Genomic DNA, 18,308 nt, shown 5'->3' with positions numbered 1-18,308 from the left:
ACCGGTGGGGGCACCACCCCACCCTTGGAGTCGTGCATCGTTGTGCCACGCGCGCCCGGGCCGGTCAAGGAGCCGGGCCGGTCCGGTACCGAGACGGGATCTGCCCTAGGGGCAGGCGACCCACTCCTCGTCGCCGTCGGTGAAGACCTGGCGCTTCCAGATGGGCAGCCGCTTCTTCACCTCGTCGACGAGCTCGGCGCAGGCGGTGAAGGCCTCCCCGCGGTGCGCCGAGCTGACCGCGCAGGCCAGCGCGACGTCGCCGATGCCCAGCAGGCCGACCCGGTGGGAGACGGCGACCGCGCGGATGCCCGGGCGGGCGGCGAACTCCTCGGCGAGCTCGGTGATCACCTGCTCGGCGGTGGGGTGGCCGACGTACTCCAGCTCGGTCACCGACCGGCCGCCGTCGGTGTCCCGGACGACGCCGGAGAAGGAGACGACGGCGCCGGCACCCGCGTCGGCCACGGCCTGCTCGTGCTCGGCGACCGACAGCGGCTCGTCGACGACCCTGGCGATCCGGTGCCTGGCGATCACGGCGCCGAAGCTACCCCGCCCGGCGGCACGTCGAGGTCGACCGGGTCGGCGAGACCCGTGCAGTCGACCTCGGTGACCGGGTGTGCGGCCAGGTAGCGGCGGGCGCCCTCGTCGCCGGTCGCCGTCGCGGCGGCCCCGGCCCAGTGGTCGCGCCCGAGCAGCACCGGGTGCCCGCGGACGCCGTCGTAGGTGGCGACGGCCAGCGCGTCCGGGGCGGCGTGGGCGGCGACCTGCGCCAGCGCCTCCGGCGTCATCCCGGGCATGTCGACCAGCGTGACCAGCGCGGCGTCGACCCGTCCCGGCCAGCCGCGCAGCCCGTCCAGGCCGGTGCGCAGGCTCGAGGCCATGCCGGTCTCCCAGTCGCGGTTGGCCAGCACCGTCGCGCCGCTCAGGTCGGCGGTCCGCCACACGTCGACCGCGCGGGCGCCGAGGACGACGAGCACCGGGTCGCACACCGCGCGCGCCGTCCGCACCGCCCGCTCGACCAGGAGGCTGCCGCCGTACTCGACCAGCGCCTTGGGCATGCCGTAGCGCCGTCCCCCGCCCGCGGCGAGGACCAGGCCGGCGACCGTCGTCATGGCCCCAGCCTCCCCCGCGGGTGGCCGGTTCCGTCCCCGAGGCGTGGCATCGTCCCGCGGGTGAGGGGTCGCGGCGTCGCGGCCGGGTGGCGGGAGGAGCCGGGATGAGCGGGGACGACGGGGACGCGCTGGAGCTGCAGGGCTGGACGGCGCAGACCCACGACGGCCTGGCCGACCTGCTGGCCTCCGCCCCTCCCGGGACCTGGGACGCCCCGTCGCTGTGCGCGGGGTGGCGGGTCCGGCACGTGGTGGCGCACGTGACCATGCCGGCGCGGCTGTCGGCCGAGCGGTTCGGAGCCGAGATGGCGGCGGCGGGCGGTGACTTCGGCCGGCTCTCCGACACCGTGGCGGCCCGCGACGCCTCCCTCCCGGCCCCCGAGCTCCTGGACGCCCTGCGCTCACCGGTGCTGCACCGGTGGCAGCCACCGGGCGGCGGCGCGGCCGGCGCGCTCAGCCACGCCGTCATCCACTCCCTGGACGTGACCGTCGCGCTCGACCGGCCGCCGGTCGCGCCGGCCGACGCCGTCGTCGCCGTCCTCGACTCCCTCACCGCGGCGGACGGCGCGACCTTCGGGATCGACCTCACCGGCGTCCGCCTCGAGACGACCGACGGCGCCTGGGGCCGGGGGGACGGCGCGGTCGTCCGCGCGGACACCGGCCAGCTGCTCGCGCTGCTGAGCGGCCGCAGGCTCCCCGACGGCCGCGCGCTGCGCCGCCGCTGACCCGGCGGTCGGGCTCGGCGGGTCCGGTCTCAGCGCGCGTAGACGGCGACCTCGGAGGCCTTGACCACCGCCCACACCGGCGACCCCGGCGCCAGGCCGAGCTCGGCGAAGGCGGTCGCGGTGACGTCGGCGACCAGCGGCACCTCGCCGTCGAGCTCGCAGCGCACCGTGGCGCCGTGCGGCGTCGCCCCGGCCACCCGCGCCGGCCAGACGTTGCGCGGGCTGCCCTCGGGCCGGGTGGGGTACAGCGCCACCGACTCCGGGCGGACGGCGACGAACACCGGCCCCGCGGTCTCCTCGGCCACCGCCACCACGCCCCCGCCGTCCAGGCGCACCGCCGTCCCCTCCCCCGTGCCCGGCAGCAGCGACAGCCCGACCAGCCGCGCGACGTAGTCGGTGCGGGGGTGCCGGCTGACGTCGGACGGCGTCCCGGCCTGCACCACCCGGCCGTCCTCGACCACCACGACCCGGTCGGCCAGCGCCATGGCGTCCACCGGGTCGTGCGTGACCAGCACGGTGCTGCCCCCGTAGTCGGCCAGGTGCCGGCGCAGCTCCGCGCGGACGGCGAGCCGGGTGCGGGCGTCCAGCGCCGACAGCGGCTCGTCGAGCAGCAGCAGCGCCGGGTCGCCGACCAGCGCGCGGGCCAGGGCCGCCCGCTGCGCCTGCCCGCCGGACAGCTGCGCGGGCCGCCGGTCGCCGAGGCCGCCCAGGCCCACGCGCTCGGTCCACGCGGCCGCGGCGCGGCGCGCGTCGGCCTTCGACGCCCCGCGGGTGCGCGGCCCGAAGGCCACGTTGTCCAGCACCGACAGGTGCGGGAAGAGCAGGTGGTCCTGGAAGACCATCCCGAGCGGGCGCCGGTGCGCGGGCAGCTGCACGCCGGCGTCGACGTCGTCCCACACGGTCCCGTCGACGGCGACCCGCCCGCCGTCGGGCGGCAGCAGGCCGGCCAGCACCCGCAGGAGCGTGGACTTGCCCGCGCCGTTGGGCCCGAGGACGGCGAGCACCTCGCCGTCGGGCACGTCGAGGGCGACGTCGACGGTCACCGGGCCGCGGCGGACGCGGACGGACGCCTCCAGGGTCACGCGGTCACCCCCGTGCGCCCCAGCCAGCGGTCGCGCAGGAGCAGCAGGGTGGCCACCGAGACGGCCAGCAGCACCAGCGACAGCACGATGGCCGCGTCCGGGTCGCGCTGCAGGGCGAGGTAGACCGCGAGCGGCATCGTCTGCGTGGTCCCCGGGAAGTTGCCGGCGAAGGTGATCGTGGCGCCGAACTCGCCCAGCGCCCGCGCCCAGCACAGCACCGCGCCGGCGGCGACGCCCGGCGCCACCAGCGGCAGGGTGACGCGGCGGAAGGTGGTCCAGCGGTCGGCACCGAGGGTGGCGGCGGCGTCCTCGAACCGGGCGTCGGCGGCCCGCAGCGCCCCCTCGACGCTGACCACGAGGAACGGCATCGCCACGAACGTCTCGGCGACGACCACCGCGGTGGTGGTGAACGGGACGGTGATCCCGAACGCGTCGTCGAGCCAGCGCCCGACCAGGCCCTGGCGGCCCAGCACGAGGAACAGCGCGACGCCGCCGACCACCGGCGGGAGCACCAGCGGCACGGTCACCAGGGCGCGCAGCACCGCGCGGCCGCGGGCTCGGGAGCGGGCCAGCACCCAGGCCAGCGGCACGCCGAGGACGACGGAGACCAGCGTGGCCAGCGTCGCGGACACCAGGGACAGCCGCAGGGCCTGCCCCACGCCCGGCTCGGCGAGCAGCGCGGGCACCTGCGGCCACGGCGCGCGGACGACCAGGGCGACCAGGGGCAGGACGAGGAAGGCGACGGCGAGGGCGGCGGGGACGAGCAGGGGCGCCGGCGTGCGGGCGCGCCTCACGGGGTCCGGAAGCCCGCGTCCCCGAGCGCGCGCTGCCCCTCCTCGGACAGGACCAGGTCGACGAAGGCCCGCGCCGCCTCCGGGTTCGGGGCACCGGCCAGCGTGCACAGCGGGTAGTCGTTGACCGCGTCCTCCGCCTCGGGGAAGGGCAGGCCGTCGACGGCGTCCCCGGCGGCGACGACGTCGGTGGCGTAGACCAGCGCGGCGTCGACCTCGCCGAGCTCCACCTTGGTCAGCGCGGCGCGGACGTCCTCCTCCTGCGTGTCCGGGCGGGGCGTCACGCCCGCGGCGGCGAAGACGTCCTCCGCGGCCGCGCCGCAGGGCACCTCCGGCGCGCAGACGGCGATCGTGAGGTCCTCGCGCGCGAAGTCGGCCAGCCCGGTGACGCCGGCCGGGTTGCCCGCGGGGACGGCGATCTGCAGGACGTTCGCGGTGAACACGGTGGGGTCGCCGTCGGCGAGGCCGGCGTCGGTGACCACGGACATCTGGGTGCCGTTGGCCGAGGCGAAGACGTCGGCCGGGGCGCCCTGGGTCAGCTGGGTGGCCAGCGCCGAGCTGCCGGCGAAGTTGAACTGCACGGTCAGCCCGCCGTTCTCCTCCTCCAGCCGCTGCCCGAGGTCGGTGAAGACGTCGGTCAGCGAGGCGGCGGCGAAGACGGTGAGCGTGCCGGTGGGCCCGCCGCCGCCCCCGGTCGTCGTGGCGGCCGCGCCGTCGTCCCCGCTCCCGCACGCGGACGCCCCCAGGGCCACCGCGACCAGCACCGCACCGAGCCGTCGTCCCCGCATGCGCGGGACACTAGCGGCCCTACAGCCGCAGGTGCGGACCCGGTTACGGGACGTCGACGCTCACCTGCGTCGCCTTGACCGTGGCGACGGCGCGGACGCCGACCTCGAGGCCGAGCTCGTCGGCCGCCTCCCGGGACATGAGCGACACCAGCCGGAACGGCCCGGCCTGGATCTCCACCTGGGCCATGACCGTGTCGCGCAGGACGCGGGTGACGATGCCGGCCAGCCGGTTGCGCGCCGAGGAGCCGCGGGTGGTGCCGGGTTCGGGTGCCTCGTGCAGCTCGGTGGCCAGGCGGGCGAGGTCGGCGCCGTCGACGTGCGCCGGTCCGCCGCCCTCGCGGGAGGCGGGCAGCCGGCCGCTGTCGATCCACCGGCGCACCGTGTCGTCGCTGACCCCGAGCAGCGCCGCGGCCTCGGCGATCCGGTAGCTCGCGCTCACCCCGGGGACCCTACGTGCGCGGCGCGTGCACGCACCGCCGCCCACGGACCCGGCCGCCGCGGTCCGTGCTCACGCCGCGCCGACGCGGGGACGCCGACACCCCGGCCTCCGTTTGCCGATCGCGGCGCCCGGGCAGCGGCAGCCGGTGTCACGCACCCCCAGCGACAACCCCGCCGGCGGCTCTGCCTCGGTCCGCACCCGCCGGCTGCGCGAGGTCTCCCGCGACGTCCTCGGCTTCGAGGAGTTCCGTCCCGGCCAGGAGCGGGCCATGCAGGCCGTGCTGTCCGGCCGGGACACGCTGGCGGTGCTCCCGTCCGGCGCCGGCAAGAGCGCGGTCTACCAGGTCGCCGGGCAGCTGCTCGACGGCCCGGTCGTCATCGTCTCGCCGCTGATCGCCCTGCAGCGCGACCAGGTGGAGCGGCTGGAGGAGCTCGGCGACGACGTCGGCCGCGCCGCGCAGCTCAACTCCAGCCTGTCCGCCGGCGAGCAGCGCGCCGCGCTCGAGGGGCTGGAGGACGGGACGGTCCGCTTCCTCTTCCTCGCCCCCGAGCAGCTGACCAAGCCGGAGGTGGTGGACGCGGTCCACCGGGCCGGCGTCGCGCTGTTCGTCGTCGACGAGGCGCACTGCGTCTCCGCGTGGGGCCACGACTTCCGCCCCGACTACCTGCGCCTGGGGCAGGTGGTCGAGCAACTGGAGCACCCGACGGTGCTCGCCCTGACCGCCACCGCGGCCCCGCCGGTGCGCGCCGAGATCGTCGAGCGGCTGGCGATGCGCGACCCCGAGGTGGTCGTCGCGGGCTTCGACCGGCCGGAGATCCGGCTCGAGGTCGACCACCACGCCGACGCCACCGCCAAGCGCACCGCCGTCGTCGACCGCACCGTCGCCGAGGTCGAGGCCGGCCGCGGCCCCGGCATCGTCTACAGCGCCACCCGCAAGGGCACCCTCGAGGTCGCCGACGCGCTCACCGAGCGCGGGCTGCGGGCGCGGCCGTACCACGCGGGCCTGAGGAAGAGCGAGCGCGAGGACACCCAGCGCGCGTGGATGGAGGACGAGCTCGACGTCGTCGTCGCCACCACCGCGTTCGGGATGGGGATCGACAAGCCCGGCACCCGCTTCGTCGTCCACGCCGAGCCCGCCGACTCGATCGACAGCTACTACCAGGAGATCGGCCGGGCCGGCCGCGACGGCGAGCCCGCGCTCGCGGTGCTGGTCTACCGGCAGGAGGACCTCGGTCTGCGCCGCTTCTTCGCCGCCGGGGCCCCGGCCGAGGAGGAGCTGCAGCAGGTCGCCGGGCTGGTCGCCGCCGCGCCCGCCGCCGGCGTCGAGGACGGCGTCGACGTGAAGCAGCTGCGGGAGGAGACCGGCCGCGGCGCCACGCCGCTGGCCCGCGACCTCAACCTGCTCGAGCAGGTCTCGGCCGTCCTCCTCGACGAGGAGGGCGCCGCGCACCCGGCCGAGGGCGCGCCGCCCCCCGGCGAGGCGGCCGCCGCCGCGCGCGAGCTCGCCGAGCACCACGAGCGGGTCGACCAGAGCCGCGTCGAGATGATGCGCGGCTACGCCGAGACCACCGAGTGCCGCCGCCAGTACCTGCTCGGCTACTTCGGCGAGCAGCTCGAGGAGCCCTGCGGCAACTGCGACACCTGCTCGGCCGGCACCTCCCGCGAGCAGCCGGCCGGCGGCGACGCCGACACCCCGTTCGCCCCGGAGACCCCCGTGACGCACACCGAGTGGGGCCCCGGCGTGGTCATGCGGGTGGAGGACGACCGCGTCGTCGTCCTGTTCGAGGAGGTCGGCTACAAGACGCTGGCGCTGAAGGCCGTCGAGGAGAACGACCTCCTGCAGGTCCGCGGCGCCTGAGCGCCCGGCCTCGGGCATGCTGTGCCCCTCGTCACACCTGACCCGGAAGAGGTGGCCCGTGGCCTCGACAGACCGGTCGCCGCTCGGCGACGAGGCGTTCGACCAGCTGCTCGCGCACGCCCGCCTGGACCTCAGCACCGAGCGGCGGGCCGCGGCGGGTCCGGCCGTGACCATGGTGCTGGGGCTCTACGACAGCCTCGACGGGATCCCCGTGGGTGAGACGCCCCCGGCAGCCGCCTTCGACGCGCGCTGGGCGTGAGGACGTGCAGCCATCCGAGCTCAGCATCGCCGAGGCCGCCCGCCGGATCGAGCAGCGCACGCTGTCCCCGGTCGAGCTCGTGCAGTCCGTGCTCGACCGCATCGAGGCGGTCGAGGACCGGCTGAACGCGTTCGTCGTCGTCACCGCCGAGCAGGCGCTGGAGGCGGCACGGCAGGCAGAGCGGGAGATCGCCGGCGGCGACCACCGCGGGCCCTTGCACGGCATCCCGGTGGGGATCAAGGACCTCTACGACGTCGCAGGCCTGCCGACCACCTCCAGTTCCGCGGTCCGGTCCGAGCACGTCGCGACGGAGGACTCGGCCTGCGTGGCCCGGCTCCGCGATGCCGGCGCGGTCGTGGTGGGGAAGACGCACACCCACGAGTTCGCCTACGGCGTGCTGACGCCGACGACCCGCAACCCCTGGGACACCGGTCGCGTGCCGGGTGGCTCCAGCGGCGGGTCCGGCGCCGCCGTGGCCGCCGGGGAGTGCCTGGTGGGGATGGGGACCGACACCGGCGGCTCGATCCGGATCCCGGCGTCGGTGTGCGGCACCGTCGGCCTCAAGCCGACCTACGGCCGGGTGCCCCGCCACGGCATCACGTCCCTGTGCTGGTCGCTCGATCACGCCGGACCGCTCACCCGCACGGTGCGCGACGCGGCCCTGACGCTGCAGGCGATCGCCGGCTTCGACGCCCGCGATCCGGGCTCCGCCCGGGAGCCGGTCCCCGACTACACGGCGGACCTGGACGCCGGGGTCGGGGGCCTGACGCTCGGCGTCCCGGCCAACTACTTCTTCGACGACGTCGACCCGGAGGTGGAGGCGGCCGTCCGGGAGGCCATCGGCGTCCTCGAGGCCCAGGGTGCCCGGCTGCGGGAGGTGGAGATCCCCTACGCCGACCAGATGATGGCCGTCGAGTTCGGGGTCCTCGTGCCCGAGGCGAGCGCCTACCACCAGGAGATGCTGCGGGAGTCCGGGGGCCTCTACACCGACGACGTCCGGGTCTTCCTCGAGGCCGGCGAGACGGTGCTCGCCACGCAGTACATCAAGGCGCTGCGCGTCCGCACGCTGGTGCAGCAGGCGTTCCGCCGCGCCTTCGAGGGCATCGACGCGCTCGTGTGCCCGACCCTGCCCGCCGCCGCGGCCGAGGTGGGGCAGCAGACGTTCACCTTCCCCGGCGGGAGGGAGAAGGCGGTGATCGACGCCTGGGTCGGCCACTCGGCCCCGGGCAACATCACCGGCCTGCCGGCACTGTCGGTGCCGTGCGGGTTCACCTCGTCCGGGCTCCCGATCGGGCTGCAGGTCATCGGCCGGCCCTTCGACGAGGCGGGCGTGCTGCGCGTGGGCCAGACCTACGAGTCGGCGACGGACTGGGGCAGCCGCCGCCCACCCCTCTAGCCGGGCGGGAACCCAGGGGCTGTCACCGCATCGGGGGCTCGCCCTGCGGGACTGCAGGGACGAGTCGATGATCAAGGCCAGTGCAGCGGGTGCGTCGCCCGGTGCGGGAGGAGAGCGCACGTGAAGGTCCTCGGCATCAACGCCATCTACCACGACCCCGCCGCCGCGCTCGTCGTCGACGGGGAGGTCGTGGCCGCGGCCGAGGAGGAACGCTTCAGCCGGCGCAAGCACGGCAAGCGCCCCCTGCCGTGGAGCGCCTGGGAGCTGCCCGAGCTGTCCGCCGCGTGGTGCCTGGAGCACGCGGGGATCCGCCCCGAGGAGCTCGACGCCGTCGCCTACTCCTTCGACCCGGCGCTGATGGGCACGCCGGAGGACTCGGGCCTGTTCGACGACGGCGACACCATGCGCAAGAGGTACGCCGAGATGGCGCCGGACTTCCTCGCGCACGCCCTCCCCGGCCTGGACCCCGCCAAGGTCCGCTTCGTCAAGCACCACGTCGCGCACGCGGCCTCCGCCGGCAAGGCCGCTCCGCAGCGCGACAACGCCGTCCTGGTGCTCGACGGCCGCGGCGAGGCGCACAGCCACCTCGCCGGCCGCTACGTCGACGGGCAGCTGGAGATCCTCGCCGGGCAGGCGCTGCCGCACTCCCTGGGCCTGATGTACGAGGAGCTCACCGACCACCTGGGCTTCCTGCGCAGCTCCGACGAGTTCAAGGTCATGGCGATGGCCTCCTACGGCAAGCCGCGCTTCCTCGGCGAGCTGTCCGAGCTCGTCCGCGCCACCGGCGACGGCGGCTTCGTGACCGAGCGGATCGACTTCTCCGAGTTCGCGCCGCGCCTGGGCAGGGACGAGCAGTGGACCGAGGACCACGCCGACCTCGCCGCCAGCGTGCAGACGCGGCTGGAGGAGGTGCTGGTCGACCTCGCTCGCTGGGTGCACGAGCAGACCGGCGAGAAGACGCTCACGATGGCCGGCGGCACGGCGCTCAACTGCGTGGCCAACACCCGCATCCTCGCCGAGAGCCCGTTCGAGCAGGTGTGGGTGCAGCCGGCCGCCGGCGACGCGGGCACCGCGCTCGGCGCCGCCCTGCACGTCGCCGCCGAGCTCGGCGAGCGGACCGAGCCGATGCCCGGCGCGGCGCTGGGCCGCGGCTGGAGCGACGACGAGATCGAGCGCCGGCTGCAGACCGCCGCCGTCGACTACGAGCGGCCCGACGACGTCGCCGAGGCCGTCGCCGAGGTGCTCGCCGACAACGGCATCGTCGCCTGGTTCCAGGGCCGCAGCGAGTACGGCCCGCGGGCGCTGGGCCACCGCTCCCTGCTCGCCCACCCCGGCTTCGAGGCCAACCTCGAGCGGATGAACGACGTCAAGGGCCGCGAGCAGTTCCGCCCCGTGGCGCCGATGGTCCTGCTGGAGCGGGCACCGGAGATCTTCAGCCGCGGGCCGATCCCCTCGCCGTACATGCTCTTCGTGCACGACGTCGCCCCGGAGTGGAAGGACCGCATCCCCACGGTCACCCACGTCGACGGCACCGCGCGCATCCAGACGATCGACCCGGAGACCGAGCCGTTGGTGCACCGGATGATCTCGGCGTTCGAGCGGCGCACCGGGCTGCCGGTGGTGGTCAACACCAGCCTCAACACCGCCGGGCGGCCGATGGTCGACGATCCCCGCGACGCCCTGGAGTGCTTCGGCTCGGCCCCGGTCGACCTGCTGGCCATCGGCCCGTTCGTCGTCCGCCGGCCGCGGCGCACGCCCCGCCCCTGACCTCTCCCCCGCAGGGCCCCGCGCCGACGGCGCGGGGCCCTGCGCGTTCCTCCGCTCCCTCCACCGGGTGACCGGCGAACCGGAACGCCCACGGCGTCCGAAGACCCGGTGCACCGCCGGCAGACGGCGACCCACTCGGACACGGAGGAAACCCATGGCCACCACGGGGAACACCGGCGCACGGCCGGCGATGGCCTGGCCCCAGATGCTCGCCCTCGCCTTCGGCGTGGTCTACCTGCTCGTCGGCGTCGTCGGCTTCTTCGTCACCGGCTTCGACGGCTTCGCCAGCCACGGACAGGACGAGATGCTCCTGTTCTTCATGATCAACCCGCTGCACAACGTGGTGCACGTCCTCATCGGCATCGCCGGCATCGCGCTGTCCCGGACGCTGGCCGGCGCCCGCACCTACGGCTGGCTGCTCGCGGTCGGCTACGGCGCGGCCTTCGTCTACGGCCTGATCGCGTCGGGCAAGGACTGGGACGTCCTCAACGTCAACGCCGCGGACAACGCGCTGCACATCGCGACCGCCATCGTCGGCCTGGTGCTCGCGCTCGGTCCGGTCAACGCGGCCGTCCGCGCCTCGCGCGCCTGAGGAAGGCGTCACCCGGGGCCGGGTGCCCGCCACGCCGCGGGTGCCCGGGCTCCCGCCGTCCCCGGACCCGGACGGCGCGCGACCCCCGTGCGACGCCGGTCACGCGGCGGTCTACCTTCCGGGCATGGACTTCGCCCTCTCCGCCCGAGCCGAGGACGTCTGCGGCCGGATGTGGGACTTCATGCGTGAGCAGGTCTTCCCCGCCGAGCCCGTATACGAGGCGTGGCGCGCCGAGCGTGGCCACGACAACCACGAGCACCCGCCGGTCCTCGAGGACCTCAAGAAGGAGGCCCGCGCCCGCGGTCTCTGGAACCTCTTCCACCACGAGCTCGGGGGGCTGACCAACCTCGAGTACGCGTCGGTGGCCGAGATCATGGGCTGGTCGCCCACGATCGCCCCCGAGGTCACCAACTGCGGCGCCCCGGACACCGGCAACATGGAGACGCTGATGATGTTCGGGACGCCCGAACAGAAGCAGCGCTGGCTCGAGCCGCTGCTCGAGGGCGAGATCCGCTCGGCGTTCGCGATGACCGAGCCCGACGTCGCCTCCTCCGACGCCCGCAACATCCAGACGTCGATCGTCCGCGACGGCGACGAGTACGTGATCAACGGCCGCAAGTGGTGGACCAGCGGCGCCGCCGACGAGCGCTGCCAGATCTTCATCCTCATGGGCAAGACCGACCCCGACGGCGCCCCGCACCGGCAGCAGTCGATGGTCCTGGTGCCGCGCGACACCCCGGGCCTGGAGATCATCCGGCACCTGCCGGTGTTCGGGTACCAGGACCAGCACGGCCACTCGGAGATGCGGCTGACCGACGTCCGGGTCCCGGTGAGCAACATCCTCGCCGGCGAGGGCGACGGCTTCATGATCGCCCAGGCGCGGCTCGGCCCCGGCCGCATCCACCACTGCATGCGCGCGCTGGGCATGGCCGAGCGGGCGCTGGCGCTCATGGTCGACCGCGCGCAGAAGCGGGTCGCCTTCGGCCGGCCGCTGGCCGAGCAGGGCACCGTCCGCGAGACGATCGCCCGCTCGCGCATGGAGATCGACCAGGCCCGGCTGCTGGTGCTGCGCACCGCCGACCTGATCGACAAGTACGGCGCCAAGGGCGCCCGCACCGAGATCGCCGCCATCAAGGTGATCGCGCCGAACGTCGCCTGCGACGTGATCGACCGGGCGATCCAGGTGCACGGCGGCGCCGGCGTCAGCAACGACACCGTGCTCGCGCGCTTCTACGCCTCGGCCCGCACGCTGCGCATCGCCGACGGCCCGGACGCGGTGCACCTGCGGTCGGTGGCCAAGGAGGAGCTCGCCCGCGAGCGCCCCTGGGTCGGCTGACACCGATTCCCGCTCGACGACGGGCCGGCACCCTGCGGGGTGCCGGCCCGTCGCACGTCCGGGGTCAGGTCACGGGGACAGCGTCGTCCCGAAGCCCCCGGCGGCCAGCTTGGCGAGCAACTGGGTGCGGTCCAGGCCGACCCCGGACAGCGCGTCGGCGTCCCGGTCGGTGTCGATCTCGTCGGGCAGCCGGCTCTCCACCGCGTCCGCGGTGCGGTGGTCGCCCTCGGTGCGCAGGATCTCGAGCAGGTGCCGCTTCTCCAGTTTCACGTGCGTCCTCCGTCCTGGGGCCCGCTGGGTCCCCCGGAGTGTGGTGCCGGTCACCCCGGCGCCGCAACGTCAGCGGACCGTGCGCGACCGCCGCAGGAGGAAGCCGCCGACGGCGAGCAGGACGACGCCCACGAACAGCTGGGCGACGCCGACGCCGCCCCGGTCGCTGGCGAACCACGTCGGCGAGGACACCAGCAGCACCACCCCGATGCCGAGGACGAGCAGCGCCACCAGCCGCTCGCGCCGCGCCGTCGTCCCGCCGTCCCCGGGCCGTGCCGGTCCGCCGCCCATGTCGCCTCCGTTCCCGCCGGTCCCCGGACCGGCTCCCCGCCCGAGCCAACCAGACGCCGCGGGCTGGACAGGTAAGCGCGCGCTTGCGTATCGTCCGGCCGTGGGCGACGTGTTCAGGGCCCTCGCCGATCCGACCCGGCGTGCACTGCTCGACGAGCTGCAGGACCGGGACGGCCAGACGCTGTTCGAGCTGTGCGCCCGGCTGATCCAGCGGCACGGGGTGGGCTCGTCGCGCCAGGCCGTCTCCCAGCACCTCGACGTCCTCGAGCAGGCGGGGCTGATCCGGACCCGGCGGGAGGGTCGCTACAAGTTCCACCACCTGGACACCGCGCCGCTGCGCGCCATCGTCGAGAGGTGGCGGCTGGACACGGAGGAGGGCCCGTGCGGATCACCCTGACCAGCGTGCTGGTCGACGACCAGGAGAAGGCGCTGCGCTTCTACACCGAGGTGCTCGGCTTCGTGAAGAAGACCGAGGTGCCGCTCGGCGAGCACCGCTGGCTGACCGTGGTCTCCCCCGAGGCGCCCGACGGCGTCGAGCTGGTCCTCGAGCCCGACGCCCACCCGGCGGCGCGGCCGTGGAAGGAGGCGCTGGTGGCCGACGGGATCCCCTACAACTCCTTCACCGTCGCCGACGTGCACGCCGAGACGGCGCGGCTCAAGGCCCTGGGCGTGCGGTTCACCCAGGAGCCCCTGGAGATGGGCCCGGTGACCACCGCCGTCCTCGACGACACCTGCGGCAACCTCGTCCAGATCGCCAGCCCCACCGGGTGACGTGCTGGAACGGCCCCGTCCCGGGTCCCGCCCTGAGCGTGCGAAGGGTGGGGGGACGGGGTCCTTCCTCAGCCGTTGCGGGACGGCGGCTCGCCTGCGTCGAGGGCGGCCTGGGCCTGGGCCGGGTCGTAGGCGCAGGCGTCCCCGACGTCGGTGGCCGGCGCGGCCGGGGGCGGCGCCGGGGTCTGGTCGCCGCCGGTGTCGCCGTCGGACCCGGCCGCCGAGTCACCCGGCGCCGGCGGCGGGGCCGTCGCCGGGGCGGGGGCGAGCGAGTCGCGCACGATCTGGCGCATCCGGTCGTAGTCCGGGTACGCGGGGTCGATCAGGCTGGGGTCGAAGACGACGCTGCGGATCTCGGCGTCCTTGACCAGGAACGCCAGGTCGACGAAGTCGTCGAGCGCCGACCGCGGGATGTCGGTGCTGACGATGTCCTGCGTCGTCGCGGCCAGCTCCTGGTACTGCTCCAGCAGGGTGATCGGGTCGGCCTCGTCGACGATCGCCTTGATGGTGCAGCGCTGCCGGTCCATGCGGTCGTAGTCGGTGAGCCCGTACCGGCCGCGGGCGAACTGCAGGGCGAGATAGCCGTCGAGGTGCTGGTTGGCTCCCGGCGCGATGTAGTCGTCGGGCAGTTCCTCACCGGTGATGCCGTTGATCGGCACGTAGTAGTTGACGTTGACCGTGATGCCGCCCAGGGCGTCGACCAGCCGGCTGAACCCGTCGAGGTTGACCAGCACGAAGTAGTCGATGTCGAGGCCGAGCGCCTCGCCGACGCCGAGCTTGAGGAAGTCCGCGCCGGGGTCGTCGGTGGGGCCGAGGACGTCCGGGTGGTCGGCCGGCCCGTTGCGGTAGACGGAGTTGAGCAGGCTCTCGCTCTCGCTGCCGGACTCGAAGCCGTCGGGGTAGACCTCCGCCAGCGGGCTGTCGGCCGGGAAGGGCAGGTCCTCCAGGTTCCGGGGCAGGCTGAACAGCGTCGTCTCACCGGTCTCGGTCTCGACACTGGCCACGATGACGGTGTCGGTGCGCACGCCCTCGCGGCCCTCGCCACCGTCCCCGCCCAGGAGCAGGACGTTCACCCGGTCCTTGCTGCCGAACGGGTCCGGGGTGTCCTCGACGGTGGCCGACTCGCGGTCGTCGGCGAAGAGGCCGTCGAGCAGGCCCCGCTGCGCGACGGCGACCGTGCCGACGCGGTAGGCCGGGTAGGCGATCCCCGCGACGAGGAGGGCCACCAGGACGGCGCCGACGACGTGCCGCGGGGCGGAGCTGCGCCGCGGCAGCAGCGACCGGTAGCCGGTGACGACGACGACGGCCCAGGCGAGCGCGAGCACGGCCAGCGCGGCGACGACCCAGTTCAGCGACGTGGAGTCGACGGCCAGCCGCACCGCGGTGCGCCGGCCGGCGGTGGCCAGCCAGACGCCGGCGCCGACGACCAGCAGGAACAGGACCAGGACGACCGCGCCGAGGCGGCGCCGCCCGGAGGCCAGGAACGCGGTCCCGGGGACGACGGCGTTGGCGGCGGTCAGGCCGAGCACCGCCCCGAGGGACCGCGACTCGGGCCGCTGCCGGCGGCTGCGCCCGCGGCGGGCCGCTCTCTGCCCCGGCGGCACCGGCGGGAGGGACGGTGCGTCGCCGATCGGCCGGGTGACGTCCTCGTTCACGGACGCACCCGGGACGCCCCGGGCCGGTTCGTCTCGCTCCCACGGGTCCTGGTCATCCGGTCATGATCCCACTCACGGCTGGCGGTCACGGCCGTCTCCGTACCCAGCACCGCGCCCGGGCACCCGAACGGGCGTGAGGTGCGTCTCCCCTGGTCACGGGGGGTGTCCGGACGGGCTCCGGCGGTGACCACCGGTGCCACCTAGGCTCGGGGACCGTGCGCCTCGCCACCTGGAACGTCAACTCCATCCGGACCCGGGTCGACCGGGTGACGGCGTGGCTGCAGCGCCGCGACGTCGACGTCCTGGCGCTGCAGGAGACCAAGTGCCGCGACGACCAGTTCCCCGAGGAGCGGTTCACCGAGCTCGGCTACCAGGTGGCGCACGTCGGGCACTCGCAGTGGAACGGCGTCGCCGTCGTCTCCCGGGTCGGGCTGGCCGACGTCGAGGTGGGCTTCCCCGGCATGCCGACGTGGGCGGCCAAGGAGGGCGCCGAGCCCGCCGCCGAGGCCCGGGCGCTGGGCGCCACCTGCGGCGGGGTGCGGGTGTGGAGCCTGTACGTGCCCAACGGCCGGCAGCTCGGCGACCCGCACTACGACTACAAGCTCGAGTGGCTGGCCGCGCTGCGCACCGCGGCCGGCGGCTGGCTGACCGCCGACCCGGCCGCGCAGGTCGCGCTGGTCGGCGACTGGAACATCGCCCCCCAGGACGACGACGTGTGGGACATGGGCGTCTTCGCGCACTCCACGCACGTCTCGGTGCCCGAGCGGGAGGCGTTCCGCGCCGTCGTCGACGCCGGGTACGCCGACGTCGTCCGGCCGCTGGCCCCCGGCCCCGGCGTCTACACGTACTGGGACTACACGCAGCTGCGCTTCCCGCGCCGCGAGGGCATGCGGATCGACTTCGTGCTCGGGTCGCCGCAGCTGGCCGGCCGGGTGAGCGCGGCGCTCATCGACCGCGAGGAGCGCAAGGGCAAGGGCGCCAGCGACCACGCCCCCGTGGTGGTCGAGCTGGCGGACTGAGGGCCCGGCGGGCGGCCGCCGTCAGGTGGTGACGCGCGCACCGGCCGGCGACGACGCGACCTCGGGCTCGGCGGCCCGGGCCGACGCCGCCCGCTCGGCGGGCCGCCGGCGTCGGCGCAGCATCCGGGACAGGGCGGTCTGCTGCCCGAAGGACGCGGTCAGCCGGTCGAGGAAGATGGCCAGCAGGACCACGGCCAGGCCGCCCTCGAAGCCGCTGGCGACGTCGAGCTGGGTGACCGCCCGCACCACCACCGCGCCGAGGCCGGCCGCACCGAGCAGGCCGGCGGTGACCACCATGGACAGCGCCAGCATGATCACCTGGTTGACGCCGGCCATGATCGACGGCAGCGCCAGCGGCAGCTGGACCTCGCGCAGCACCTGCCCCGGGCGGGCGCCGAAGGCCTGCGCCGCCTCGACCACCTCGCGGTCGACCTGCCGGATGCCCAGCTCGGTCAGCCGCACGCCGGGCGGGATGGCGAACAGGATGGTCGCCACGACCCCCGGCACGACGCCCACGCCGAAGAAGAAGACGGCGGGGATGAGGTAGACGAACACCGGCAGCGTCTGCATGAAGTCCAGGACCGGCCGGACCGTCATGCTGACGGCCCGGGAGCGGGCCGCCAGGATCCCGAGGGGGATCCCGATCGCCGCGGCGATGACCGCGGCCACGAGCACCAGCGCGAGGGTCTGCATGGTCTCGACCCACAGCTCCAGCGACACCACCAGCAGGAACGCCAGCACGGTGTAGAGCGCCAGCCACGGGCCGCGCAGCAGCAGGGCGAGCACCGTGAACACCACGATCCACACCACCGGCGGCGGGGAGACCAGCACGTCGGTGAGCCGGTCCACGAGGACCTGCATGACGTTCGAGATGGCGTCGAACAGCCAGGGGACGGTCGCGAGCAGCCAGTCGATGAGGTCGGCGACCCACTGGCCGAGCGGGATGTGCGGGATCACGGGCGCCTCCCCCGGACCGGGACGGCCGACAGCGCGTCGAGCACCGCGGCCCGCGGGACGACGCCGAGCAGCCGCCCGCCGTCGTCGACGACGCCGAGCGGCACGGGGTGCCGCCCGACCAGGTGCACGAACTCGACGACCGGGCGGTCGGCCGCGATGGTCGCGTGGTCGGCGACCAGCTCGCGCGGGCCGAGGGCGGACCGGCCCTCGTGCACCGCGCGGGCGAGCAGGTCGTCCCGGGCGACGCCGGCGATCCGCCCGCCGTCGTCGAGGACGTAGACGCCGTTGGCCTCGGCCGCGCCCAGGGCCCGGAGCACGTCGCCGGGTGCGTCGCCGATCCGGGCGGTCAGCCGCGGCTCGCGCAGCAGGTCGCCGGCGGTGAGCACCCGGGTCCGGTCGACGTCGGAGGTGAAGTCGGCGACGTAGTCGTCGGCGGGCGCCGAGATGATCTCCGGGCCGGTGCCGAGCTGGACCGTCCGCCCGTCCTTGAGCATGAGGATCCGGTCGCCCAGCCGCATGGCCTCGTTGAGGTCGTGGGTGATGAAGACGATGGTCTTCGCCAGCTCCGACTGCAGACGCTCGAGCAGGTCCTGCATGTCGCGGCGGATCAGCGGGTCCAGCGCGGAGAACGGCTCGTCCATGAGCAGCACCTCCGAGTCGGCGGCCAGCGCGCGGGCCAGGCCCACGCGCTGGCGCATGCCGCCGGACAGCTCGTCGGGCCGGGCGTCGGCCCGCTCGAGCAGCCCCACCGTCCCCAGCGCCCAGTCCGCCCGCTCGCGCTGCTCGGCCGCGCTCGCGCCGCGGACCTTGAGCGCGTAGGCGGCGTTCTCGCGGACCGTGCGGTGCGGCATGAGCGCGAAGTGCTGGAACACCATGCTCATCTTGTCGTTGCGCACCGCGCGCAGCTGCGCGTCGTCGAGCGCGCGCAGGTCCCGCCCCTCGACCTCGACGGTGCCGGCGCTGGGCTCGATGAGCCGGTTGAGCAGGCGGACCAGCGTCGACTTGCCCGACCCCGACAGCCCCATGACGACGAACAGCTCACCGCGCTCGACGGCGAAGCTGACGTCGTGGACGGCGAGCGTCGCCCCGGTGCGCCGCTGGATCTCGTCCCGCCCGAGCCCCTCCCCGGCCAGCCGCAGGGCCTCCTGCTCCCGCGCCCCGAAGACCTTGGTCAGGCCCGAGACGCGCAGCACCGGCGCGGTCACG

General features: G+C 75.2%; 21 protein-coding genes and 1 pseudogene. 10 read left to right on the top strand and 12 right to left on the bottom strand.

The genetic code is table 11. The features are described from left to right. Nucleotides 1–105: 105 nt before the first annotated feature. Nucleotides 106–531: a molybdenum cofactor biosynthesis protein MoaE gene (locus ACI796_RS15225; RefSeq protein ID WP_456942068.1), complete on the bottom strand. Its 426-nt coding sequence runs from the start codon at nt 529–531 to the stop codon at nt 106–108. Then, nucleotides 528–1,109: a nucleotidyltransferase family protein gene (locus ACI796_RS15220; RefSeq protein ID WP_456942067.1), complete on the bottom strand. Its 582-nt coding sequence runs from the start codon at nt 1,107–1,109 to the stop codon at nt 528–530. Before ACI796_RS15220 ends, ACI796_RS15225 begins: the two co-directional genes overlap by 4 nt. A 104-nt stretch (nt 1,110–1,213) precedes the next feature. On the opposite strand from ACI796_RS15220, the gene ACI796_RS15215 reads away from it, so the two are divergent. Next, nucleotides 1,214–1,831, top strand: coding sequence for a maleylpyruvate isomerase family mycothiol-dependent enzyme (locus ACI796_RS15215; protein WP_456942066.1), 618 nt, complete (start codon nt 1,214–1,216; stop codon nt 1,829–1,831). Between the two features lie 29 nt (nt 1,832–1,860). Here ACI796_RS15215 and ACI796_RS15210 read toward each other — a convergent pair whose 3' ends face one another. The 5 genes and pseudogenes from ACI796_RS15210 to ACI796_RS15190 form a co-directional block, all read right to left on the bottom strand. Beyond that, entirely contained in the window at nt 1,861–2,316 is a 456-nt protein-coding gene (locus ACI796_RS15210) for a TOBE domain-containing protein (protein ID WP_456942079.1), read from the bottom strand. A 120-nt stretch (nt 2,317–2,436) separates the two neighbouring features. Then, nucleotides 2,437–2,880, bottom strand: a pseudogene (locus tag ACI796_RS15205) (ATP-binding cassette domain-containing protein); the annotation flags it as partial. Between the two features lie 29 nt (nt 2,881–2,909). Beyond that, on the bottom strand, nt 2,910–3,707 hold the full coding sequence (locus ACI796_RS15200; RefSeq protein ID WP_456942065.1) for an ABC transporter permease: 798 nt from the start codon (nt 3,705–3,707) through the stop codon (nt 2,910–2,912). Then, nucleotides 3,704–4,492, bottom strand: a complete 789-nt coding sequence (modA, locus tag ACI796_RS15195) for a molybdate ABC transporter substrate-binding protein (protein WP_456942064.1) — start codon at nt 4,490–4,492, stop codon at nt 3,704–3,706. Before modA ends, ACI796_RS15200 begins: the two co-directional genes overlap by 4 nt. A 43-nt stretch (nt 4,493–4,535) precedes the next feature. Continuing rightward, nucleotides 4,536–4,931, bottom strand: a complete 396-nt coding sequence (locus ACI796_RS15190) for a TOBE domain-containing protein (RefSeq protein WP_073422664.1) — start codon at nt 4,929–4,931, stop codon at nt 4,536–4,538. Nucleotides 4,932–5,076: 145 nt separating this feature from the next. On the opposite strand from ACI796_RS15190, the gene ACI796_RS15185 reads away from it, so the two are divergent. The 6 genes from ACI796_RS15185 (at nt 5,077) to ACI796_RS15160 (ending at nt 12,139) form a co-directional block, all read left to right on the top strand. Then, nucleotides 5,077–6,789, top strand: coding sequence for a RecQ family ATP-dependent DNA helicase (locus ACI796_RS15185; RefSeq protein WP_456942063.1), 1,713 nt, complete (start codon nt 5,077–5,079; stop codon nt 6,787–6,789). A 58-nt stretch (nt 6,790–6,847) separates the two neighbouring features. Further along, nucleotides 6,848–7,048, top strand: a complete 201-nt coding sequence (locus tag ACI796_RS15180; protein WP_456942062.1) for a hypothetical protein — start codon at nt 6,848–6,850, stop codon at nt 7,046–7,048. 4 nt (nt 7,049–7,052) lie between these two features. After that, nucleotides 7,053–8,444, top strand: coding sequence for an amidase (locus ACI796_RS15175; RefSeq protein WP_456930075.1), 1,392 nt, complete (start codon nt 7,053–7,055; stop codon nt 8,442–8,444). A 120-nt stretch (nt 8,445–8,564) separates the two neighbouring features. Further along, on the top strand, nt 8,565–10,211 hold the full coding sequence (locus ACI796_RS15170) for a carbamoyltransferase family protein (protein ID WP_456942061.1): 1,647 nt from the start codon (nt 8,565–8,567) through the stop codon (nt 10,209–10,211). Nucleotides 10,212–10,365: 154 nt separating this feature from the next. Then, the gene (locus ACI796_RS15165) at nt 10,366–10,803 is read left to right on the top strand and encodes a DUF4383 domain-containing protein (protein WP_456942060.1); all 438 of its coding nucleotides are present in this window, start codon (nt 10,366–10,368) and stop codon (nt 10,801–10,803) included. Between the two features lie 124 nt (nt 10,804–10,927). After that, nucleotides 10,928–12,139: an acyl-CoA dehydrogenase family protein gene (locus ACI796_RS15160; protein ID WP_456942059.1), complete on the top strand. Its 1,212-nt coding sequence runs from the start codon at nt 10,928–10,930 to the stop codon at nt 12,137–12,139. A 69-nt stretch (nt 12,140–12,208) separates the two neighbouring features. Here ACI796_RS15160 and ACI796_RS15155 read toward each other — a convergent pair whose 3' ends face one another. Both ACI796_RS15155 and ACI796_RS15150 read right to left on the bottom strand, forming a co-directional pair. After that, complete coding sequence (locus tag ACI796_RS15155) at nt 12,209–12,409, bottom strand: hypothetical protein (protein ID WP_456942058.1); 201 nt, start codon at nt 12,407–12,409, stop codon at nt 12,209–12,211. Nucleotides 12,410–12,478: 69 nt separating this feature from the next. Beyond that, entirely contained in the window at nt 12,479–12,700 is a 222-nt protein-coding gene (locus ACI796_RS15150) for a hypothetical protein (protein ID WP_456942057.1), read from the bottom strand. A gap of 100 nt (nt 12,701–12,800) precedes the next feature. Between ACI796_RS15150 and ACI796_RS15145 the strand changes: the two genes are divergently transcribed. Next, nucleotides 12,801–13,097, top strand: a complete 297-nt coding sequence (locus ACI796_RS15145) for an ArsR/SmtB family transcription factor (RefSeq protein WP_456942056.1) — start codon at nt 12,801–12,803, stop codon at nt 13,095–13,097. After that, a complete protein-coding gene (locus ACI796_RS15140) occupies nt 13,082–13,471 on the top strand; it encodes a VOC family protein (RefSeq protein WP_456942055.1) in 390 nt (129 codons plus the stop codon). Before ACI796_RS15145 ends, ACI796_RS15140 begins: the two co-directional genes overlap by 16 nt. Before the next feature lie 68 nt (nt 13,472–13,539). Here ACI796_RS15140 and ACI796_RS15135 read toward each other — a convergent pair whose 3' ends face one another. Then, complete coding sequence (locus ACI796_RS15135; protein WP_456942054.1) at nt 13,540–15,126, bottom strand: LCP family protein; 1,587 nt, start codon at nt 15,124–15,126, stop codon at nt 13,540–13,542. A 215-nt stretch (nt 15,127–15,341) separates the two neighbouring features. Here ACI796_RS15135 and ACI796_RS15130 point away from each other — a divergent pair, with 215 nt between their 5' ends. Next, a complete protein-coding gene (locus ACI796_RS15130) occupies nt 15,342–16,145 on the top strand; it encodes an exodeoxyribonuclease III (protein ID WP_456942053.1) in 804 nt (267 codons plus the stop codon). 21 nt (nt 16,146–16,166) lie between these two features. Here ACI796_RS15130 and ACI796_RS15125 read toward each other — a convergent pair whose 3' ends face one another. Together ACI796_RS15125 and ACI796_RS15120 are read right to left on the bottom strand one after the other, a co-directional pair. Next, entirely contained in the window at nt 16,167–17,102 is a 936-nt protein-coding gene (locus tag ACI796_RS15125) for an ABC transporter permease (protein ID WP_456942052.1), read from the bottom strand. Then, on the bottom strand, nt 17,099–18,307 hold the full coding sequence (locus tag ACI796_RS15120) for a quaternary amine ABC transporter ATP-binding protein (RefSeq protein ID WP_456942051.1): 1,209 nt from the start codon (nt 18,305–18,307) through the stop codon (nt 17,099–17,101). The genes ACI796_RS15125 and ACI796_RS15120 overlap by 4 nt, the downstream gene beginning before the upstream one ends. Nucleotide 18,308: the final 1 nt, after the last annotated feature.

The sequence above is a fragment of the Geodermatophilus sp. SYSU D00525 genome (genome assembly GCF_054050475.1).
This window is presented reverse-complemented; position numbering and strand designations above follow the sequence as displayed.